The sequence below is a fragment of the Synechococcus sp. A15-62 genome, from assembly GCF_014280075.1.
Taxonomy (GTDB): Bacteria; Cyanobacteriota; Cyanobacteriia; order PCC-6307; family Cyanobiaceae; genus Parasynechococcus.
The window spans coordinates 1,629,041-1,647,742 of the sequence record NZ_CP047950.1 but is presented as its reverse complement, the minus strand read 5'-3'; the positions used below and the strand labels follow the sequence as shown (position 1 = coordinate 1,647,742).

At 62.6% G+C, this 18,702-nt stretch carries 20 protein-coding genes and 1 pseudogene; 3 read left to right on the top strand and 18 right to left on the bottom strand.

Going from position 1 to position 18,702, the window contains the following annotated elements:
* Window positions 1-2: 2 nt before the first annotated feature.
* Window positions 3-1,169, bottom strand: coding sequence for an efflux RND transporter periplasmic adaptor subunit (locus tag SynA1562_RS09500; RefSeq protein ID WP_255445628.1), 1,167 nt, complete (start codon window positions 1,167-1,169; stop codon window positions 3-5).
* Between the two features lie 51 nt (window positions 1,170-1,220).
* On the opposite strand from SynA1562_RS09500, the gene ychF reads away from it, so the two are divergent.
* Complete coding sequence (gene ychF, locus SynA1562_RS09495; protein ID WP_186493670.1) at window positions 1,221-2,312, top strand: redox-regulated ATPase YchF; 1,092 nt, start codon at window positions 1,221-1,223, stop codon at window positions 2,310-2,312.
* Between the two features lie 8 nt (window positions 2,313-2,320).
* On the opposite strand, the gene SynA1562_RS09490 is transcribed toward ychF, so the two are convergent.
* Both SynA1562_RS09490 and SynA1562_RS09485 read right to left on the bottom strand, forming a co-directional pair.
* Window positions 2,321-2,896 carry an AAA family ATPase gene (locus tag SynA1562_RS09490; RefSeq protein ID WP_186493669.1) on the bottom strand — a complete coding sequence of 192 codons (576 nt, stop codon included), beginning with the start codon at window positions 2,894-2,896 and terminating at the stop codon, window positions 2,321-2,323.
* A gap of 408 nt (window positions 2,897-3,304) precedes the next feature.
* Window positions 3,305-4,573 (bottom strand): MFS transporter, encoded by a 1,269-nt coding sequence (locus SynA1562_RS09485; protein WP_255445786.1) that lies wholly within the window; start codon window positions 4,571-4,573, stop codon window positions 3,305-3,307.
* A 77-nt stretch (window positions 4,574-4,650) separates the two neighbouring features.
* Here SynA1562_RS09485 and SynA1562_RS09480 point away from each other — a divergent pair, with 77 nt between their 5' ends.
* Entirely contained in the window at window positions 4,651-6,225 is a 1,575-nt protein-coding gene (locus tag SynA1562_RS09480) for an alpha/beta hydrolase (protein WP_186495388.1), read from the top strand.
* Here the strand turns inward: SynA1562_RS09480 and SynA1562_RS09475 are convergent.
* The 13 genes from SynA1562_RS09475 to SynA1562_RS09415 form a co-directional block, all read right to left on the bottom strand.
* A complete protein-coding gene (locus SynA1562_RS09475; protein WP_186493668.1) occupies window positions 6,219-7,238 on the bottom strand; it encodes an ABC transporter permease in 1,020 nt (339 codons plus the stop codon). The genes SynA1562_RS09480 and SynA1562_RS09475 overlap by 7 nt on opposite strands.
* Window positions 7,238-8,770: an ABC transporter substrate-binding protein gene (locus SynA1562_RS09470; protein WP_255445785.1), complete on the bottom strand. Its 1,533-nt coding sequence runs from the start codon at window positions 8,768-8,770 to the stop codon at window positions 7,238-7,240. Before SynA1562_RS09470 ends, SynA1562_RS09475 begins: the two co-directional genes overlap by 1 nt.
* Window positions 8,771-8,885: 115 nt before the next feature.
* Entirely contained in the window at window positions 8,886-9,122 is a 237-nt protein-coding gene (locus tag SynA1562_RS09465; protein ID WP_041435076.1) for a hypothetical protein, read from the bottom strand.
* A gap of 101 nt (window positions 9,123-9,223) precedes the next feature.
* On the bottom strand, window positions 9,224-10,531 hold the full coding sequence (locus SynA1562_RS09460; protein WP_011364907.1) for a homoserine dehydrogenase: 1,308 nt from the start codon (window positions 10,529-10,531) through the stop codon (window positions 9,224-9,226).
* Window positions 10,532-10,618: 87 nt separating this feature from the next.
* On the bottom strand, window positions 10,619-11,041 hold the full coding sequence (locus SynA1562_RS09455) for a SufE family protein (RefSeq protein WP_115161315.1): 423 nt from the start codon (window positions 11,039-11,041) through the stop codon (window positions 10,619-10,621).
* 7 nt (window positions 11,042-11,048) lie between these two features.
* On the bottom strand, window positions 11,049-11,492 hold the full coding sequence (locus SynA1562_RS09450; protein ID WP_186493667.1) for a hypothetical protein: 444 nt from the start codon (window positions 11,490-11,492) through the stop codon (window positions 11,049-11,051).
* A gap of 11 nt (window positions 11,493-11,503) precedes the next feature.
* Entirely contained in the window at window positions 11,504-12,052 is a 549-nt protein-coding gene (locus SynA1562_RS09445; protein ID WP_186493666.1) for a 5-formyltetrahydrofolate cyclo-ligase, read from the bottom strand.
* Window positions 12,049-12,513: a crossover junction endodeoxyribonuclease RuvC gene (gene ruvC / locus SynA1562_RS09440; RefSeq protein WP_186493665.1), complete on the bottom strand. Its 465-nt coding sequence runs from the start codon at window positions 12,511-12,513 to the stop codon at window positions 12,049-12,051. The genes SynA1562_RS09445 and ruvC overlap by 4 nt, the downstream gene beginning before the upstream one ends.
* A gap of 18 nt (window positions 12,514-12,531) precedes the next feature.
* Window positions 12,532-13,620 carry a magnesium chelatase ATPase subunit I gene (gene bchI / locus SynA1562_RS09435; protein WP_011364902.1) on the bottom strand — a complete coding sequence of 363 codons (1,089 nt, stop codon included), beginning with the start codon at window positions 13,618-13,620 and terminating at the stop codon, window positions 12,532-12,534.
* Between the two features lie 20 nt (window positions 13,621-13,640).
* Entirely contained in the window at window positions 13,641-14,993 is a 1,353-nt protein-coding gene (locus SynA1562_RS09430; RefSeq protein WP_186493664.1) for a DUF3370 domain-containing protein, read from the bottom strand.
* Window positions 14,990-16,135, bottom strand: coding sequence for a serine hydrolase (locus SynA1562_RS09425; RefSeq protein ID WP_186493663.1), 1,146 nt, complete (start codon window positions 16,133-16,135; stop codon window positions 14,990-14,992). The genes SynA1562_RS09430 and SynA1562_RS09425 overlap by 4 nt, the downstream gene beginning before the upstream one ends.
* 28 nt (window positions 16,136-16,163) lie before the next feature.
* Window positions 16,164-16,910, bottom strand: coding sequence for an RNA methyltransferase (locus tag SynA1562_RS09420; RefSeq protein ID WP_186493662.1), 747 nt, complete (start codon window positions 16,908-16,910; stop codon window positions 16,164-16,166).
* 9 nt (window positions 16,911-16,919) lie between these two features.
* Window positions 16,920-17,333: a c-type cytochrome gene (locus SynA1562_RS09415; protein ID WP_025362444.1), complete on the bottom strand. Its 414-nt coding sequence runs from the start codon at window positions 17,331-17,333 to the stop codon at window positions 16,920-16,922.
* Window positions 17,334-17,389: 56 nt separating this feature from the next.
* Between SynA1562_RS09415 and petG the strand changes: the two genes are divergently transcribed.
* Window positions 17,390-17,506 carry a cytochrome b6-f complex subunit V gene (petG, locus tag SynA1562_RS13080; protein WP_009790260.1) on the top strand — a complete coding sequence of 39 codons (117 nt, stop codon included), beginning with the start codon at window positions 17,390-17,392 and terminating at the stop codon, window positions 17,504-17,506.
* Window positions 17,507-17,516: 10 nt separating this feature from the next.
* Here petG and rsmD read toward each other — a convergent pair.
* Window positions 17,517-18,056: pseudogene (gene rsmD, locus SynA1562_RS09410) on the bottom strand (16S rRNA (guanine(966)-N(2))-methyltransferase RsmD); the annotation flags it as partial.
* Window positions 18,053-18,694: an imidazole glycerol phosphate synthase subunit HisH gene (gene hisH, locus SynA1562_RS09405; protein WP_186493660.1), complete on the bottom strand. Its 642-nt coding sequence runs from the start codon at window positions 18,692-18,694 to the stop codon at window positions 18,053-18,055. The pseudogene rsmD and the gene hisH, both read right to left, overlap by 4 nt.
* Window positions 18,695-18,702: the final 8 nt, after the last annotated feature.

The window sequence follows — 18,702 nt, the reverse complement described above, 5'->3', positions numbered from 1 at the left end:
GATCAATCGCGCGGGTCTGCCCAGGGGGGCAGATCGATGAACACGCGAGTTCCTGATTCGAGACCGTTCAGGATCGCAGTCTGGTCGCCGCTGCTGTTGCCCAGTTCCACCGGCTGGAAACGTGGTTGCTGGTTCTCATCCACCAGCAACACACCCTGTTGGCCGTCCTCAAGGGTGATCGCCACGGTGGGCACAAGGATTTTGGGGTCACTACGCCCGGTTAGGAAATTGATGTCGGCAGTCATGCCGATCTTCAATTTGTTTTGCGGGTTGACGAAGTTCAGCTTCACTTCGAAGGAGGTGACGCTGTTCTCTTTGGCTGCGCGGGGAGCAATTTCACTCACCCTTGCCTGGAAGCGCTCATCGGGATAGGCATCCACCCGTATTTCGGCCTTCTGGCCGGTCGCGATGCGGCCGATGTCGCTTTCCGGAACGCGGGCCCTCACCTCCAGGCCTTGCGAGAGTTCAACGATCGAAGAGCTTGTGGCACCGGCCGTGGCCGAGGCGGCAGTGGTGGGGGTTACAAACGACCCCGGTTCGGCGTAGCGCGCTGTGATCGTTCCCGAGAAGGGTGCGCGGATCGTCTTTTCTCGACTCTCCTGTTCCAGTTGCTCCAACCGTTCCCGGGCAGCAACGAGGCCCGCCTCCCCAGCCAGCATCTCGAAGCGTGCATCACTGAAGTCGTCAGCGCTGAGCGCGCCGCTGGCATACAGCTGGCTGCGTCGTTCGAAATCCTCCCGCTTGTTCTGATGGTTGGCTTCGGCCTGGCGCAGCAGAGCCTGCTTCTCCTGCAGCCGATCATCGAGATCGCCACGATTCATTACGGCCAGAACCTGTCCGTTCTCCACCACATCTCCTTCATCCACCTTCAGCTCAGCCAGCAGCCCTTGCTTGCGCGGACTCACGTTCACCTTCTGCTGGGCCTGCAGTTCGCCGCTGGCGGTGATCACCCCAGAGAGGACGCCACGTTCTGCGGTGGTGGTGAAGGGCGTCAGATCCCGTTGGCGGTTGCCCCAGGGTCCGAAACGCAGAAGCAGCCCACTCCCGCACAGGACCAACACCAGCAATCCCACCATCGCGGCTTTGGGCCGTTTGGATTGTGCTTTCGCCACTGAGGCCAGCTCTGCTTCAGGCGATGGGGACGCAGGGGAGCGCAAGGAATGCATCATGGGCCCACAAAACTTCACAACAGTCTCGCCGCTGGCCGGTAGATTCCGCCGATGCTCAAAGCTGGAATTGTCGGATTGCCCAACGTGGGCAAGTCCACCTTGTTCAATGCGTTGGTTGCCAACGCGCAGGCTCAGGCTGCCAATTTCCCCTTCTGCACCATCGAGCCCAACGTCGGCACCGTGGCGGTGCCTGATGAGCGACTGGACCGGTTAACGGAACTGAGCAAAAGCCAGGACACCATTCCGACCCGCATGGAGTTTGTGGACATTGCGGGTCTAGTGAAAGGCGCCAGCCAGGGCGAAGGTTTGGGCAACAAGTTTCTCGCCAACATCCGCGAGGTGGACTCGATCGTTCACGTGATCCGCTGCTTCGAGGACGATGACGTCATCCACGTTTCAGGGTCCGTGGGTCCGTCCCGGGATGCGGAGGTGATCAATCTGGAGCTGGGTCTTGCGGACTTGGCTCAGATCGAGAAGCGCCGGGAGCGTCTGAAAAAGCAGATGCGCACCAGCATGGAGGCGCAGGTGGAAGACGCTGCCCTTGAGCGGATTCAGGCGGTGCTCGAGAACGGTGGTGCGGCTCGCAGCGTCGATCTGAACGATGAAGAGGCGGCGATGATCAAACCCTTGGGGCTCTTGACCGCCAAGCCGATCATCTACGCCACCAATGTGAGTGAGGACGACCTGGCCAAGGGCAATGCCTTCTGCACCGAGGTGGTTGAACTGGCTGCCAAGGAAGGTGCTGAAACGGTGCGGATTTCTGCCCAGGTGGAAGCTGAGCTGGTGGAGCTGGGAGATGAGGAAACCGCGGACTATCTGGAAGGTCTCGGAGTGACGGAAGGGGGTTTGCAGAGCCTGATTCGGGCCACTTATCGATTGCTGGGGCTGCGCACCTATTTCACTACCGGTGAAAAGGAAACAAGGGCATGGACGTTCAAGGCCGGCATGACCGCTCCGCAGGCTGCCGGTGTGATCCACACCGATTTCGAACGTGGCTTCATCCGTGCTCAGACCATCGGTTGGGAGAAGCTGCTGGAAGCCGGCTCACTGTCGGAAGCCCGCAACAAGGGTTGGCTACGCAGTGAAGGGAAAGAGTATTTGGTTGACGAGGGAGACGTGATGGAATTTTTGTTTAACGTTTGAGTCTGCTGTTATTTGGTTGGAAATTTCTGTCGTTTTGATTTGAACGGTATTTCTTCATTTTTTATAATTAGCTGATCATCAAAGTCGATTTCACTAATAAATTTTGCCCAACGTTTGTAAACTAAGTTGTATTTAATTTTGGCAAAAAAGCGTATATATTTTGACAAGTTGTAAATTTCTGTGGCCCTGTTGAGAGGGATTTCGTTCGGGCTTGATTCGATGCGCTTTTGCATTCGATTCCTCCATGTCTCAAAGGTTGTATGAATCGTCAGTACTTTCACGCTTTCGCAGTCTTTTGTGATTGATAAGAGCAGTCGCTTTTTTTTGGTTTGGCGACGACTGGTTGTGTCGAAGTGGATAAATATCAGATCTTTCTTTAGCTTGCGGGAGTGCTCAGGCTTTATGTTTTTCTTTGTTAGTGCTCCGATTGCAATGCAAGATCTTGATTGCTTGGGATTAATCTTCAGCAAGCGATAGATTTTGTCTCTGAATTTATTTTTTTTCTTGGTCAAAAGTTGTTTCAGCAGGTGCGACTTGCCGGAAGCTGAAGGGCCGGCAACTACGATGACCTCTTTGTCGTTCATTTCTCTCATTTAATTACTGCTCAATAATGTTTAGACTGTACTTGAGCAGTGCTCATTATGCAAGTTGAAGGCTTTTGCAGGGGAAGGCGCTATCTGGCTTGTTTGGTGAAGAGTTGCCCGGTTTCACTATCTAAAAAAAGTGTTTCGTCTGTAGGATAGTGCCCAAGAAAAGTAAAACCCCGCTCTTGCTACGTGAAATTAAAATATTTCTGTTCGTGTATGTTGATGATGGTAGGGGATATGTAATTCCACGAGGCGCCCGTTAATGTATTTCGCTAGAATTGTTGTTTGATTCTTCGCGATTCTTATTGGACACACAGGCCAGGTCTTGAATTTCATCTTAAAGAGTCAGAACTCAGGTGATGGCGTCGGGATGCCATTGCTATGGGTTGTATTGCATTTTGGATTCTAAATATTTCTGGAATTGGTGGTAAGAATGTTTGTCGGTTTTGAATCATCCTTTGAACTATTGGTCATCGCAATCGTGCCAGCGATGCTGTAACGCGGCTTGAGGCTGCGCAGGGTCGGGAGCACAACCAGGCACGCCCCACCCATCAACAGCCAGAGCAGCAGGCCGTTGTTCTGAAGGTCCAGCAGTGCTCCTCCGGCGAGGGGCGCCACGATGGCGCTGATAGCGAAGCACTGGGAAAACAGCGCCATCGCCAAACCTCGGTGTTCCGGTGGTGTTTCTTCGATGACGGCCTCTGTGGCCGTGGGCAAGAAAGCGGCCTGGGCGAAGGCCATCGGCAGCAGTGCCGCCAGCACCAGGATCGTTCCGTTCTCGAACAGTGAGGACAGGGCAATCAAAGCGCAGCCCAGACTGAATCCCGCCAGGCTCAGGCCAAGCCCGAAGGCAACGCTGCGCTCTGCCAGCCAACGGCCCACCGGCCACTGCAGGCTCACCAGCAAGGTCAGCTGAAGGGAGATCAATGCGCTGCTGTGGCTTTCGCTCAGTGCCGGTCGCAACAACCCGCCGCGCACCAGATCCAAGGGAAGCGCACTCTGTTGGAGGGCCAGGATCCCGGTGGCCACCACACTGATCAGCAGCACCGGCAGCAGGGGCAGCAACCAAGGCAGCCGGGACGTTGACCGTGGACCATCAGGATCGGGGCTATTTCTGCTGAGGTTGCGGTAAGGAGGGCCGTCCTGGAGTGGAACAAGGCTGATCAGCACCAGAACGGCGGCCATGCACAGCGCTTCAACGCTGTACACCGTTCGCAGCATTCCCAGGGTGGCGGCTGTGGTTCCGATCAGCGTGCCGATGCCAATGCCGAGAGCATCGGCACTGCGCACCAGGGCGTAGCCCCGGCCTGAAGGAAGGTCACCGCAACTCAAGGGAACGGCCAATTCGATGGCAGGCCAGTACAGACCTGCCGCACAGCCCAGCAGCAGTTGTCCGAACAGGTAGCTGTTGTAGTTGTCAGCCTGCAGCAGGATCAGATCGGCCGCAATGGCCAAAAGAGTTGTGCCCCTGACAGGCCAGGAGCAGCGGACGCCTCGATCGAGCAGTGCACCGCTCAGCAGACGCACCACCGTGCCGATCAGGGCGGAGACGGCCATGCCGCTGCCCACTTCACGCGCTGAGAAGTCAATCGCATGAAAGATCAGCGGCGTCATGAAAATCACCCCGCCGGCTCCGATGGACGCCAGAAACCTCAGTCGGGTGACGTTTCTCAGCGGTGATGGAAACTGGTTCCACCACCGCAGAGGGTCAGGCGTTGCTGCGCGGACGCTTAACAGGACGATGCATCGCGATGGGCTTGATGGGCAGTCTGCTGCTCAGCGCGGGCGGATCGTGGCCTGTTGGCTCCACAGAACGTGTGGAGGTCAAGATCGATGGCCTGGTTCTTCCGGTTTCGGTGGAGGAACTCGGCGCCTTCGTGCGCTCGCCGACGGCTGATCCAGCACAGCTCTCGCGATCGGAGCTCTCCACCTGGATGGGTCTTCTCGCGCCGGAGAGCCGACAGGGGCTGATCCGTCTGCTCAAGGCTCCTGTGCTTTCCCGTCCCAGCCTCGGGCGGCAGTTGCTGAGCAGCTGGGGAGCGGGTCCACTTCTGGATGCGCTGGGGGAATTGATTCGGGTGGAGGACGGAAAGCGCATCAATCGTTCACTGGTGCTCTCCACGCTGGAGCAGTTGCTTGAACGGCAGGCAACTGTTTCGGCGCTGGATGTGTTGGAAGCGTTGCCCACCCAGCAGCTGCGTCTTGATCTGGATGCGCTGGTGGCTGCCGCCAACCGCTGGCGGCTGGAATTGAAGCGACATCAGACCTTGATGCGGACCTTGGCTCAGAAAGAGGCCCGCCTGCAGCTCCTCAAGGGAACCGAGGGTTTTGTCTTGGCCGATGCGCCCCGTCAGTCAACGCTTGGGGTGGACCATCGTTCGCGTCCCCTGCGGATGGAACGCTGGATCCCCGAGTCGTCATCCAAGGACGGACTCTGGGTCTTGATGATGCCTGGGCTGGGCGGGGACCCCGACCATTTCAGCTGGCTGGCGCGTTCGCTGATGCAAGCGGGCTGGCCCGTGCTGGTGCTTGAGCATCCCGGCAGCGATGCTGCCGCCGTCCAGGCGTTGCTTGAGGGGCGTCAGTCGTTTGACGGCGCCGCAGCAATGCGTGATCGATTGGCTGATCTTGTGGCGGTGCTGGACGCGCAACAACGGGGCGATTTGAACATCCCCGGGACCGAGGTGGTGCTGATGGGGCATTCCCTGGGTGCCTTGACGGCTCTCGTGGCCAGTGGGGCGCAGCCAGTGCTCGGGATGGAGCAGCGCTGTGAAGCGGCTCTGGCGGGCCTGCCCCTCACCAACCTCTCGGAGTTGCTGCAGTGCGAGCTTGCGGCAGGCCGCGTGCTCGAGGGAAACGCGATGGCTTCTCCGCCCCGGGCGGTGGTGGGGCTCAACAGCTTTGGCGGGGTGATCTGGCCGCACCGCTCCAGCCAGGCGTTGCCGATTCCGCTGTTGATGGTGGGTGGGACGCTTGATCTGATCACCCCTCCCTTGGACGAGCAGCTGCCTCTTTTGGCTGGATTGGCGGAGCATCCCGCCAGCCGTGTGGTGGTGGTGGAGGGGGCCAGTCACTTTTCGCCGATTCGTGTGGATGGCCAGGGGAAGGCATCTGAGGGCGACGACCTATTCCGGCTCGGCGAAGAGTTGGTGGGCGTCAATCCCCTCAGCGTTCAACGGGTGATTGCCCATGAAGTCATCCGTTTCCTCGATTCCCTGAGCTCAGGGTCACCCCGCAACGATGCCGTTCACCTGATGGAAGCCAGCTCTAAAACGCGCTGGCATCGCTTGGGCCGACCCTCGGCCCTGCAGCTGCTGGATCAGTAACGCACCCGAGGATCGAGGGCGGCCACCAGCAGGTCAACGGCAACACTCACCAGCACCACCAAGGCTGCGATCACCACCACGATCCCCTGAACGACGGGGTAGTCCCTTTGGTTGATGGCTTCCTGAAGGCGCAGGGCAATGCCTGGCCAGGAAAAGGTCACTTCAATCAGCAAGGCCCCACCAATCAACGAGGCCACGGTGATGCCAGCGATGGTGAGCACCGGCAGCAAGGCATTGGGCAGTCCGTGGCGAAGGACCACCTGACGCTCACTCAGGCCGCGGCTGCGGGCCGCTTCCACGTGGTCGCTGCGCAGGGTGCGTCGCAGGTTCAGGCGCAGGGCGGTCGTGAAGGTGCCACTGAGCAGAAGGGCCAGGGTTCCTGCGGGCAGGATCAAGTGACGCACGGTGCCGCGAAAGGCGGCCCAGTTGTTCTGAAGCGCGCTGTCCAGCAGGAAAAATCCGCTGCCCTCGGGGGGGAGAAGGCTGGGGGGGAAGCGTCCACCCACTGGCAACCAGCCCAGGCTGACGGCGAACACCAGCTGCACCAGCATGGCCACCCAGAAAGGCGGCAGGGCATAGGTGCCCAATCCATAGAGGCGACCTCCCAGGTCAATCTTTCCCTCGGGCCGGGCGATTCCGCTGAAGCCAATGCTCAGCCCCACCACAGCAGCGACAGCCAGGGCGATGACGCTCAGTTCCAGGCTGGCGGGCAGGGTTTTGCCGATGATGGTCCGAACCGGCTCCTGGTTGATCAGGGCTTGCCCCAGATCGCCATGGATCAATCCGTTGAGATAGCTGAGGTACTGATCCAGCAACGATTGATCCAGGCCCAGCCGAGCCCGCATGGCGGCTTTCGCGGCGGCGGGAGCCCGGCTGCCGAGCACCGCATCCACGGGATCCCCTGGGGCGACGCGCAGCAATAGGAACACCAGGCTGGCGATCAGCCACAACATCAATGGCGCCAGGGCGAGGCGGGTGGCGCTGTAGCGGGCGAGGTCTCGGGCGCGTCCCATCAGTTCTGCGTCGACCTGTCTGAACGGCGTTTCAGTTCAGCGAGCATCAACCGGCCGCTGCCATCAAATTGTGGAGGGCTGAGGTTCAGCTGGGCCCAGGCTCGAGGGGAATCCAGCCAGACGGGGATGTAGGCGGCACCGTTGGCGGAAAGATGATCCACACGGTCCAGGGCGGCACGGCGGGCATCCCCCGTCAGCGTGTCGGATTCCAGCAGGGCGGTCTGCAATCCGGGGACGCTCCAGAAGCTGCCGCTGATCGCTGCTTCTCCAGCCATGCAGCTGTCACCCTCCACTGACGTGCAGCTCAACAGTGGCGTCAGATAGGCCTCCGGATCGGGGTAGCTGCCGCGCCAATCCAGCATCACGGCTTTGAAGGCACCCTCCCCCAGCTGGCGGTAGATGGTGGTGGATTCGACGCCATCCAGATCCAACACCAGGCAATCGGAGAGGTCCCGTTGCACCTGGGCCTGCCAGGTGAGGGCCAGAAGTTTGTCGGCGGGCACGTTGGAGCGGAAGGTGAGCGGAAAGTGCAAGGGGCTGCCGTTGCAATAGCCCGCTGCCTGGAGCAGCTCGCGGGCCTGCTCGGGGTTGTGTTCGGGCCATGGGGCCCTGGCGCCGCCGGCCAGGCTGGGCGGCACCAGCGCCCGCAGCGGTCGGCGCAGCCCATAGCTCACCCGTTCACTGATCTCGCTTCGGTTGAGGCTGACGGCCAGGGCCCGCCTGAGGTTGGGGTTCTGGAACGGTTTCTGGTTGCTCAGCAGGGTGATGTAGCCGATCTCCATCGCCGGACCCACCGACTCGTGCAGCTCCCCCGCGCTGGCCCGTTCATGCAGTGTGTGGCGCTGGTCTTCGTCGATCGAGGCGGAGAGCAGCAGATCCACCTCGCCACTGCGCAACGCCCCATAGAGCGCCGTGGAGTTGCTCAGTGAGATCAGATCAAGGCCTTTGTTGCGTGGCGCTTCCCCCCAATACTCCTCAAAGGGCTCCAGTCGTTGCTGATGTTCGCTGAAGCGCGTCAGTCTGTAGGGGCCTGTCCCCACAAAGCGGTCGTGCAGAAAACGGTCCTGGTAGTTGCTGTAGGCCGTTGGTGAGATCGGGGTGAGGTTGATCGACGTCAGCAGACCCTGCAGGGATGTGGAGGGGCGACTGAGGCGCAGCCGCAGGGTGTGGCTGTCGGCTTCCTCAACCGCCGCAATCCGGTCGCCCACCACGTAGCTGAGGGTTCCGATTTCGAGGAAACGCCGCAGGCTGAAGGCCATGGCTGCAGCATTGAACGGCGTTCCATCGTGAAAACGAACATCGGTGCGCAGGGGAACCGTGACGGTGCGACCGCCATCACTCAGAACGGGGGGCGATGCCGCCAGGCGGGGTTCCAGTGAGCCATCCCGCCTAAGGCGATAGAGCGGATCCCCCAGGGCGCTGATCAGCTGCGTGGCGCCGAGGGTGCTGGCCTGGGCTGGATCCAGGGAACTGATTCGGCCCGCTGAGGCCACTGTGATGCGGCTGGTGGGGGGTGGGGCCTGACACCCCATCTGGGTGATGGCCAGGGCCAGGGCCACCAGCGCGCCACCGCACGTCCATCTCGTGGGGCGATCGATGCGCTTCAAAGGGCCTGAACCATCACGGGTCGGCCCATTCAACAGGGACTTACCCGACCTGGCGAATCCTTTCCAACGAGATTTCGAACACCGGTGAGCCCTCGTTGCTCTGCAGGGGCCAGCGGCGCACCCAGCAGCGGTCGTGGTCGCCATCCACACCGATCACTTGATAGGTGTCGTCGTCACTGTCGAGATTGACGCAATCTCCCTGGTGCACCGTCATCGGATTCACCCCCTCCTCTAGGGGGCAGCCTTGACCGGGACTCGAACAGGTGAGGTTCTGCATGAACCGTTTCGAGCACAGATCTGAGAATTCAGGCCTGTGCCGTGAAAGTTCTTGATACTCTGACGCACGCCCGGGGGCATCCGCCAGGGCCGGAGCTCTCCCTAGAGGCAGCCCAGATGAGCAGCTAGGCCAGACACCTCCGGCAATGCCTGGATGGCGTCGAGCGCTTCATTCATCTGGCGTTGGCTCACTTCGTGAGTGATCACAACGATCTCGGCGCCGGCGTCGCTGGCGTTGAACTGCACGATCGATTGGATCGACACGTTGCGTTGGCCGAAGCAGCCGCCCACGTTGCCGATCACGCCAGGGGCGTCTTTTGTCTTGAAACGCACATAGTGGCGTTGGCGAATGTCGCCTGAGTCGACGAGGGAGCAGGGCCGCCAGCTGCTGGCGGCCAGCAAAGGATCCACCTTTCCAGGCCCTTCACTGGCCTGGCGGATGCCAGCGATGTTGAGGATGTCGGCCACCACCGCAGAGGCGGTCGGGCCGGCTCCCGCACCGGGGCCGTAGAACATCACACGGCCGATGGGGTCACCTTCCACAAGGATGGCGTTGTTGACCCCGTTCACGCCCGCCAGGGGGTGGTCCTTGGGCACCAGCGTGGGCTGCACCCGCAGGGAGAGGGGCAGGGGATCGCCGCTTTCAGCCATGCGCTCGGCCACGGCCAGCAGCTTCACGCCATAGCCCAGTTGATTGGCGTAATCCACATCCACGCCCTGCAGGCCACTAATGCCGTCGGTGGGAACGGCAGCGCGATCCACGCTGCCGCCGAAGGCCAGGGTGGCCAGGATCGCGATCTTGTCGGCCGCGTCAAGACCGTCCACATCCGCTGCCGGATCGGCTTCGGCGTAGCCCAGCTCCTGGGCATCCTTGAGCACCGCGTCATAGGCGGCCCCCTCCTCAGCCATGCGGGTGAGGATGTAGTTGGTGGTGCCGTTGATGATGCCGCTGACGCGGTTGATGCGGTTGCCCCCCAGGGACTGCTTCAACGGCTCAATGATGGGAATGCCGCCACCAACGGCGGCCTCGATCAGCACGTACACCCCGGCCGCGGCCGCGGCTTCAGCAATTTCCTGACCGTGGCGTGCGATCACGGCCTTGTTGGCGGTCACCACGGATTTGCCGGCTGCAATCGCCTGGAGAATCAGGCTGCGGGCCGGCTCCAGGCCACCGATCACCTCCACCACCACGTCCACGGCTGGGTCCTGAATCACCGCCGATGGGTCGGTGGTCAGCAGGCTTTCGTCCAGGGCGACGGGCCGGGGACGGTTCAGATCGCGGACGGCAACACGGATCAGCTCCAGTTCACCCACCAGAGGGTGACGTTCGCTGGGGTTCTGGAGGATCGAAGCGACTCCGCCGCCAACCGTGCCCAGTCCCAGCAGACCCACGCCGACCTTTGCTGCCATCCCCTGTGATCCGTGTTGGAACGTTTGCGAGCGACTCTATGTATTGACGTGATTCGGCTTCTGTTCCTGTCCTGAACAGCGCTCGGGTCAGCTTTCCAATTGACGGGCCTGCTCCTGCATGGCCAGGAGGATGTTGAGGAAGCCATTGGCGCGGGAGGGCGTCAGGCTTGCCTGCAGGCCTGTTGCCGCGATGAAGGCTGGGTCCACCGCTTGCACCTGGGCTGGCGTCAATCCATCCAGCCCCTGGATCAACAACGCCAGCAGTCCCTTGGTGATCAGCGCATCGGAGTCCCCCTGCCAGCGCATCACTCCCTCATCGAGGGCACCCCGCACAAACACCTGCGACACGCATCCCTTCACCTTGATGTCGTCGGTTTGCTCTTCGGCCGGCATGGGCGCGAGCTTCTTGGCCAACCAGAGCACGTACTCGTAGCGGCGTTTTGGATCGGCGGTGCCGCCCAAGCGCTCCACCATCCGGTCGAGGGCGTCACTGCCGGTGCTGGTGGCCATGCGGGGCTCAGTCGTTTCGACGACGCACGCTAACCAGCAGCCCCACCATCACCAGGCTGAAGGGGAACATGACCACCTCGTTCAGATCCACTTCGCCGTCTTGAACGGGAAGTTCGAGGTAGTCGCGGTGGCCTGGACCACCGTCCACCTGGAGATCAACGGTGCCATTGCCCACGCTGCTGAGATCGAGGCTCAGGCGTCCCTCGGCATCGGTGCGGCCCAGTTCTTGCCCTGGCGTGCCATCGGCATTGAGCAAGCGAACAACGGCCCCTTGGGTGGGCTCACCGTTGGAAAAGCTGCTGCTCAATTGCAGATCGCCATCGAGATACTGCAGAGCACTTTCGATTTGATGGGCCTTGGCAGGAGCCAGAACCGCGCCGTGCAGCATCGAGCCGAGCAAAAGCAGTGGAGCCAGCAGACGCAGCATGGAAGGGCGATCAATGGTGCCCATGATGCGGCCCCTCAGGCGGGCCGACCAGCACCCTGTTCCGTGATCCAGCCGGTGAACGGAACATCCCAAGGCTCGCGGGGCAAAGCCTCGGCCGCAAGGCAGGTTGAGGGAAGGACAACCCAGGCCGGAACGGCAGCCCAGGCGGGATCAGCTCTGAGCCGGTCGTAATACCCACCGCCGTAGCCCAGGCGGATTCCCGCGCCGTCCACCGCCAGCGCCGGCACCAGCAGCAGCGCCAGCTGATCGGGTTTCAGAGCGTCTCCAGCGGCAGGAGCGGGAATGCCGCAGCCATCGGGCTGAAGCGGGGCCTCACCCCAGCTCCGGTAGAGGAGCCCGCCGCAGCCATCGGCCACCGGCAAGGCCAAGGGCGAATGGGGACCATCCCGCAGCGGCCGCACATCCGCTTCCCCTGGCAGGGGCCAGTAGATCCCCACATGGCGGCTGCCGCAGTTGGACTGGGCGATCAGCGCCGCCACGGCCTCCTGGATGGATCGCGTGGCTGCTTCTCCCAGTTGACGCTGGGCTTTGAAGTGACGGCGCAGAGTCGGCTTGCTGCTCATCGCTGCAACCAGGCCGTCAGCGCCACCGCCAGGGCATCGGCCGCATCATCCGGACGGGGTGGTTCCTCCAGGTTCAACTCCCGCATCACCGCCTCCAGCACTTCATCTTTGTCGGCATGGCCGAACCCCGCCACGGCGAGCTTGATCTGCATGGGAGGGAACTCCACCATCGGGATCTTGAAGCGGGCCAGGGTCATTACCACCACGCCGCGCGCCTGAACAACATTGATGGTGTTGCTGGATCGGTAGAAGAAAAACTTCTCCACGGCCGCCAGTTCCGGGCGCCAGATCCGGATCAGCTGGCGCAGGTCGCCAGCGATCTCCACCATGCGATCACCATCGGAGCGATCGGAATCGGTCTGGATGATGCCGCAATCGAGCATGCGCTGGCACCCGTCCTCGATGTCGATCACCCCGTAGCCCACCCGGGCGAGGCCCGGGTCGATGCCGAGGATCCGCATGGGTTGATTGTGGGGGGATCAGGCGGCGAGGGCCAGTTCGAAATCAGCGCGGTCGCTGCTCTCGCTGCGCTCAAACACCTTGCAGAACACCTTCACCACGCGGTCGCCGGAATCCACCTGCTCCAGGGGGTCCTTGCGCAGCCGGTGGCGGAGGCAGCAGGAGGCCACGCGGGCCACGTCTTCCTCGCTCACTTCCGTGCGTCCCTCGAAGGCGGCCAGGGCCCGGGCGGCACGGTTGGTGACGATGTCACCCCGCAGACCATCCACATCCAGCTCACCGCAGACGGCGGAGATGCGCAGGCGCAGGTCCTCATCGATGGTTACCTGGTCGAGGCGTTGTTGGGCCTCCACCACACGCTGTTGCAGGGCGTTTTGATTGCCCTCCACGGCGGTGCTGAAGCCATCGGGGTCGCTGTCGAAGGAGGTGCGCTGGTCAACCACCTGCACCCGCAGCTCCGGATCACGCACGGTGCGCACTTCCACGCTCATGCCGAAACGGTCGAGCAGCTGGGGGCGGAGTTCGCCTTCCTCGGGGTTGCCGGAGCCGATCAACACGAAACGGGCGGGGTGGCGCACGGAGACGCCTTCCCGTTCCACCGTGTTCCAGCCTGAGGCTGCTGAATCAAGAAGCACGTCGACGAGGTGGTCGTCGAGCAGGTTCACCTCATCCACGTAGAGCAGGCCGCGGTTGGCCTTGGCCAGCAGACCGGGCTCAAAGGCGCGCACGCCTTCGCTCAGGGCTTTCTCGATGTCGATGGTGCCGCAGAGGCGGTCTTCCGTTGCACCGAGGGGCAGGTCCACCATCGGCACCTGCCGCGGTTCGGTACTCAGGGTTTCCCCCTGTTGCATCCGCTCGCGCACCTCACTGCTTTGCAGGTCGGGATCGCTGGCCGAGCTGTTGTAGGGATCGCCGGCGACAACGTCGATGTCCGGCAGCAGATCAGCCAGGGCACGGATCGTGGTGGATTTGCCGGTGCCACGGTCTCCCATGATCATCACGCCGCCGATGCGCGGATCAATCACGTTGAGAAGCAGGGCCAGCTTCATCTCCTCTTGACCGATCACCGCAGTGAAGGGGAAGACCCTGCGCTTCCGGGGTGCAGTCACGAGCAATTCTCTAGGCGTGCTCAGGATTGTTTCACAGGCTGCACGGTGATGACCTGCGGTGGCGTGGCATCAGCGGGATAGACCAGGCGAACGCGCACCTGCTTGGCTTCCCCTGGCTTGAGCATCAGCTGCCCCAAGGACGGCCCCTGCTGCCCCTGGCGCAGCACCAGGTGCTGGGTCTGGCGCCCCTTGGAAACACCCTCTGAATCCTCCAGACCCGTGGTCTGCACAGGCCCGCGGAACATCACCGGGCCGTTGAGGTCATCGCGGAAGCGCAGCAGAGAGGTGGTGCTGTTGCCCTTGAGGGGCGAATCCAGCGACAGCTGCAGCGTCACCGCCGCTGCGCCGGTGTTTTTCAGCGGCAGGGTGAGGTCGTATTCCACCCCGTAGTTGCCGTGGGCCGCCCAGGCGGTGCCGGGATAAAAGCTTTTGAGTTCCGCGGTTTGCACCTGGTTGGTGGACAGGGTGCCGCGCTCCAGGCTGCTGATCGGCCAGGAGATGGGGGCCGTGGGTGCGGCCAGCACAGGACTGCCCGGGTCGGTGATGCGCGCCCGCCAGCTGCTGCCGATCTGAACACCGCTCACCCGCGAATAAATGATCTTGCCCTTGCTGCCCCGGGGGGTGGGTTGATGCTCCTTGCTGCTCATGCGCTGGTCCTTGAGTAGCTGCAGCCAGTGCTGCTCGCTTGGAGCCTTTCCGTCTTCACCGTGAGCGGCCAGGGTGGCCATCGCCACTGGGCCGGAGCTGTGGAAGCGCAGTTGCAGGTTGCGGCCGTTGAGCAGGGGATCGAGACCGGCCACGGGAATGGGCAACAGCAGCAGCTGTGTGGGTGTGCCTGGAGCCAGAGTCCAGCGGCGGTTGGTGAGTTCCGCTGCGCTGCGGCCTGCCAACAGATCTCCGGCCACACGGCTGCCGGGTCCTGCCGCCACCACGTCCGTGGTTTCTGGCATCAGGCTCGGCAGGGGCAGGAAAGGGGCCTGGGTCTGGCCCGGCCCTTTGGCCTGAGAGAGCGAGGTGCTGCCTGCGAGCAGCTGCAGGGTCACAGGAGTGTTCCCAAGCGGAGCTGCCAGCACCGCCAGCCAGAGGGTTGAGCTGGGGCTGCCCTCCGCATCACCGGCGTACACGTGGTGGCTGAACAGGTCGAAGCGACCGTTGAGCACCACCGGAACCGACGCCGCCTCCCCATTGGGGAAGGTTGAGATCAGGATGCCGTCATCCTCGATCAGCTCGGGGTTGTTGTCGTTCACCATCAACACACTGTCGAGGCCTCCCGGCAGGGGGCGAACGCTCTGCTGACGCTCAATCACCTCGGCAGTGCCAGGCATGGCTGCAACAGCCAGCCAGGCAGCAGACAACAGCGGAGCGAGCTTCATGGCTTGGGCGGAACAGGGACGGGTTTGAGGTGCGGTGCCATGGCGGCGGCGAGCTGACGGATCAGTTCGGTGGATCGGGGGTCGTTGAAGGGACCCTCCACCAGGAATCCCGCCACTGCGCGTCGTCCGTCGGGGAGTTCGATCAGCCCGGCATCGGCGTAGGCGATGCCGATGTCACCTGTTTTGTTGTAAACGCGGTACCCCTTGCGGGCCAGGCTTGCGTCCGGTTCGCCCTGGGCGCCGCCGAGGCCGCGCATCAAGCCCCTGGGCAGCAGCGTGTTGGTGATCGACGTTCCCATCACCTCGCGAAACAGATCCCGGCTGCGGGGAGCCAGCAGCTCACCGCTATCCACCAGGGCAATGGCCCGGCTGAGATCTCTGGCACTGGTGGTGTTGGTTCCGTCGAGATCCGGCAGCCAGTTGTTCACCACGGTGGAAGGCAGGTCCAGCTCTTGAAAGCGGGCGTTGATCGCATCCATTCCTCCCGCCCGGGCAATCATCAGGTTGGTGGCGGAGTTGTCGCTCACCCGGATCATTTCCGTGGCCACCTCATGGGTTGGAAAGCGACTGCCCACGGGCCGGGAGGCCATCCAACCGGCGCCTCCCCCCACCAGCTCCTCGGTGAGCGTGAGCGGTTCGTTCCATTGCAGTGTTCCCTGATCCAGCAGTTCCAGCACTGCGAGCAGGATCGGCGTCTTGATCGAGCTGGCGGCAGCCATCGGCCGTTCGGCCTGCATGGCTGCAAAGCGCCCGTCGTCAAGAATCAGCATGTAGGCGCTGGCCTGCAGATCGCTTTGTTGCGCGGCCAGCTCCAGCCAGCGTTCCGACAGCGCCCTGATTTCCTGCCTGGGGGCGAAGCGTGCCTGCTTCAGGCCCTCCGCCACGACAGGAGCAGTTTTCTTCTCAGTGGCGTTCTCACTGCTGGGCGGCTCCACGGCGTCACCGAGCAGCGTGGTGATCAGCGCTTGATCGGCCAGCCAGCTGGGCAGTGCGATCTCCTGTTGCTGAACGCGGGGCGCCAGCAGCCGCAGGCCGCTGCCGGTGAGCAGTCCCAGACCCACCCCCATCAACACCAGCCGCAGGATGAGCTGGGCCGGACCTTTCCAGCCGGCGGAGCGACGTGACGAACGACTGCTGCTCAACCTTTCAGCCGTGACTGTTCGGCAGAGATTAGGGGCGCTTGGCGCGGATGGCCCAGCGCAGTTGGCGCACCATTCCCCGCAGCAGAGCCACCTCTTCGGCGCGCACCGTGGCGCGTTGCAGCAGATCCCGCACCTTGGCCATGCGCGCAGCGGCGGTGTGCTCCAGCAGGAAACCGGCCTCCAGCAAAAGGTCGCTGGCGTCGTCGAGACAGGCTGAAAGCGCCTTGGCGGCTGCAGGGTCCGGCGAGGGGGGCTCGATGCAGCGGGTTTCAGTGGTCCCGCTGTTGAGGCGGGCCAACTCATGCAGCACCACTGCCACGGCGTGGGAGAGATTCAGCGAGGGATAGGCCTCTCCGCTCTGCAGGCAGAGAACCCTCTGGCAGAGCCGCAGCTCACTGTTGCTGAGGCCGCGGTCTTCCCGTCCAAACACCAAGGCCACGGGGGCGCCTGAGCTGGAGCTGCTGCCATCTCTGGCCAGCAACCAACCCAGGGCCTGTTCGGGTGTTTGCAGGGGGATCTCGCCATGGTCCAGGCGTCCGCAACTGCCCACGGTGCGGCGGCAGTCGTTGATGGCTGTCAGCAGGTCGGGAACCACCACGGCGGCCTGAAGCAGCGCTTGGCCGTGCACGGCCATCAGCATGGCCTCATCGCTGAGATGGTCACAGCGGGGGGCCACCAGCCGCAGTTCGCACACCCCGAAATTGGCGCAGAGCCTGGCCACGCTTCCGATGTTCAGGGGGCCGGCCGGCTCCACCAGCACGACGACGGCATTCAAGGCAGCGGCTCAGCTGAGGGTGTGCAGGTAGGCCAGCAGATCGGCCATGGATTGCGGTTCCATCTCAAAGCTCGGCATGGGGGGAGTCTCTCCGCTGATGATCTGGTGCACCAGAACGGGGTCTTTCAGCTGATTACTCACGCCCTGAAGTTGAGGGCCCACCAACCCCTGGCCAGCTAGGCCGTGGCAGCCGGCGCAATTGATCCGGAACAGCTGGCCGCCGTGGTCCACGGCCCCCTGCAACTCAAGGCTGGCCTTGATGTAGGGGTCCTGCTGCGCGCTCCCCAGCACCCAGAGCACCAGCACCACGCAAGCCGTGGCAGCCGACACAACCAGCGCGGCGATCAGGCCGCGACCCCGATCGCTCGAATCATTTGCATCAGCTGATGCCGATTCGGCCGCAATTCGTGACGGCTGGACCACAGACCTGGAGTTCCAATGAGAGAATTCTCTCTAATTCTGATTGCTGACGCGACGCAATGATCGAACCTCTGCTCTGCGGCATCGTTCTGGGTTTGATCCCCGTCACGCTTTTGGGTCTGTTCGTGGCGGCATGGAATCAGTACCGCCGAGGTGGCAGCGCTCTAGGGGGCTGAGCAGCATCACGCTGCTGATGCCGTAGCGGCGTTGATCCACAACCGTCCAACCTGAGCCCGGTTCTGGGTTCAAGTTGGAGCGGTGTTCACACACCACCAGAGAATCCTGGTGAAGCCAATTCCCCTCGGCGAGGGCGATCAAGCAGGGTTCGTAGAGGCCCTGGTCGTAGGGAGGGTCGAAATAGACGATGTCGAAGGGCTCCTGGCTCCAGCCCTTGCGCAGCCATGTGATCAGTTCCCGGCGTTCAGTGCGGATCTCAGGAGCCGGTGAACGGCTTGCCGCCACTGCACTGAGGTTGTTGCGGCTCACGCGGATGCATTGCGGGTCTTGATCAACGGCCACCACACAGCGTGCCCCCCGTTGCAGGGCCTCACAGCCCATCACGCCGCTGCCGCTGCAGAGGTCGAGCCAGCGGCAGTCCTTCAGGTGCGGGGCGAGGATGTTCATCACCGCTTCGCGCACCCTGGAGGTGGTGGGCCGAGCCGTGCGACCCTCGGGGCTCAGCAGCCGTCGCCCCCCGCTGAGTCGCAGTTGTCCGCCACCGCTCATGGGCAGGGTTCAGCTCCGTTGCGCAGCCAGGTCAACCACCGCTTGATCATCTGTTCCCCGGCATCAGACGACTTCTCCGGATGGAACTGGCAGGCGCCGACGCGGCCCCGCCACACCACAGCAGTCACCTCCTGATCGCCGAAGGGGGCAGAGGCCTTGAGGTCATTCCGATCGGTGGGAATAGCGGCGTAGCTGTGCACGAAATACACCCACTCCGAGGGGGCATCGCTGCTGAGCAGCGGGCAATTGCCGTGATGCTTCAACGGAGCCCAGCCCATGTGGGGGATGCGTTCGCCGCTGTTGCTGGGCAGTCGTATCACCCGTCCGCCCAAGAGGCCGAGGCCTGGATCGCTGCCTTCATCGCTCTGCTCGAACAGGAGCTGCAGGCCGAGGCAGATGCCGAGCAAGGGACGATCCTCCTGGCCCCAGCGCAGCAGATGAGGTACCAGCCCGGTGGCCCTGAGGTTGGCCATGGCCGGGTCGAAGGCGCCGACCCCAGGGAGGATCAGCGAATCTACACCGTCCAGATCATTGGCGTTATGGATTAAAGAGCAGCCCTGACCAAGCCGTTCAAGGCATTTCTCCACAGAGTGGAGATTGCCCATGCCGTAATCGATTAACCCGAGGTTCAGACTCAACCGATTGA

Bases quoted from the DNA above. Each gene is read 5' to 3' on its own strand.
- SynA1562_RS09500 (WP_255445628.1), bottom strand. From the start codon at position 1,169: ATGATGCATTCCTTGCGCTCCCCTGCGTCCCCATCGCCTGAAGCAGAG.
- ychF (WP_186493670.1), top strand. From the start codon at position 1,221: ATGCTCAAAGCTGGAATTGTCGGATTGCCCAACGTGGGCAAGTCCACC.
- SynA1562_RS09490 (WP_186493669.1), bottom strand. From the start codon at position 2,896: ATGAACGACAAAGAGGTCATCGTAGTTGCCGGCCCTTCAGCTTCCGGC.
- SynA1562_RS09480 (WP_186495388.1), top strand. From the start codon at position 4,651: ATGGGCTTGATGGGCAGTCTGCTGCTCAGCGCGGGCGGATCGTGGCCT.
- SynA1562_RS09475 (WP_186493668.1), bottom strand. From the start codon at position 7,238: ATGGGACGCGCCCGAGACCTCGCCCGCTACAGCGCCACCCGCCTCGCC.
- SynA1562_RS09470 (WP_255445785.1), bottom strand. From the start codon at position 8,770: ATGGGGTGTCAGGCCCCACCCCCCACCAGCCGCATCACAGTGGCCTCA.
- SynA1562_RS09465 (WP_041435076.1), bottom strand. From the start codon at position 9,122: ATGCAGAACCTCACCTGTTCGAGTCCCGGTCAAGGCTGCCCCCTAGAG.
- SynA1562_RS09460 (WP_011364907.1), bottom strand. From the start codon at position 10,531: ATGGCAGCAAAGGTCGGCGTGGGTCTGCTGGGACTGGGCACGGTTGGC.
- SynA1562_RS09455 (WP_115161315.1), bottom strand. From the start codon at position 11,041: ATGGCCACCAGCACCGGCAGTGACGCCCTCGACCGGATGGTGGAGCGC.
- SynA1562_RS09450 (WP_186493667.1), bottom strand. From the start codon at position 11,492: ATGGGCACCATTGATCGCCCTTCCATGCTGCGTCTGCTGGCTCCACTG.
- SynA1562_RS09445 (WP_186493666.1), bottom strand. From the start codon at position 12,052: ATGAGCAGCAAGCCGACTCTGCGCCGTCACTTCAAAGCCCAGCGTCAA.
- ruvC (WP_186493665.1), bottom strand. From the start codon at position 12,513: ATGCGGATCCTCGGCATCGACCCGGGCCTCGCCCGGGTGGGCTACGGG.
- SynA1562_RS09430 (WP_186493664.1), bottom strand. From the start codon at position 14,993: ATGAAGCTCGCTCCGCTGTTGTCTGCTGCCTGGCTGGCTGTTGCAGCC.
- petG (WP_009790260.1), top strand. From the start codon at position 17,390: ATGATCGAACCTCTGCTCTGCGGCATCGTTCTGGGTTTGATCCCCGTC.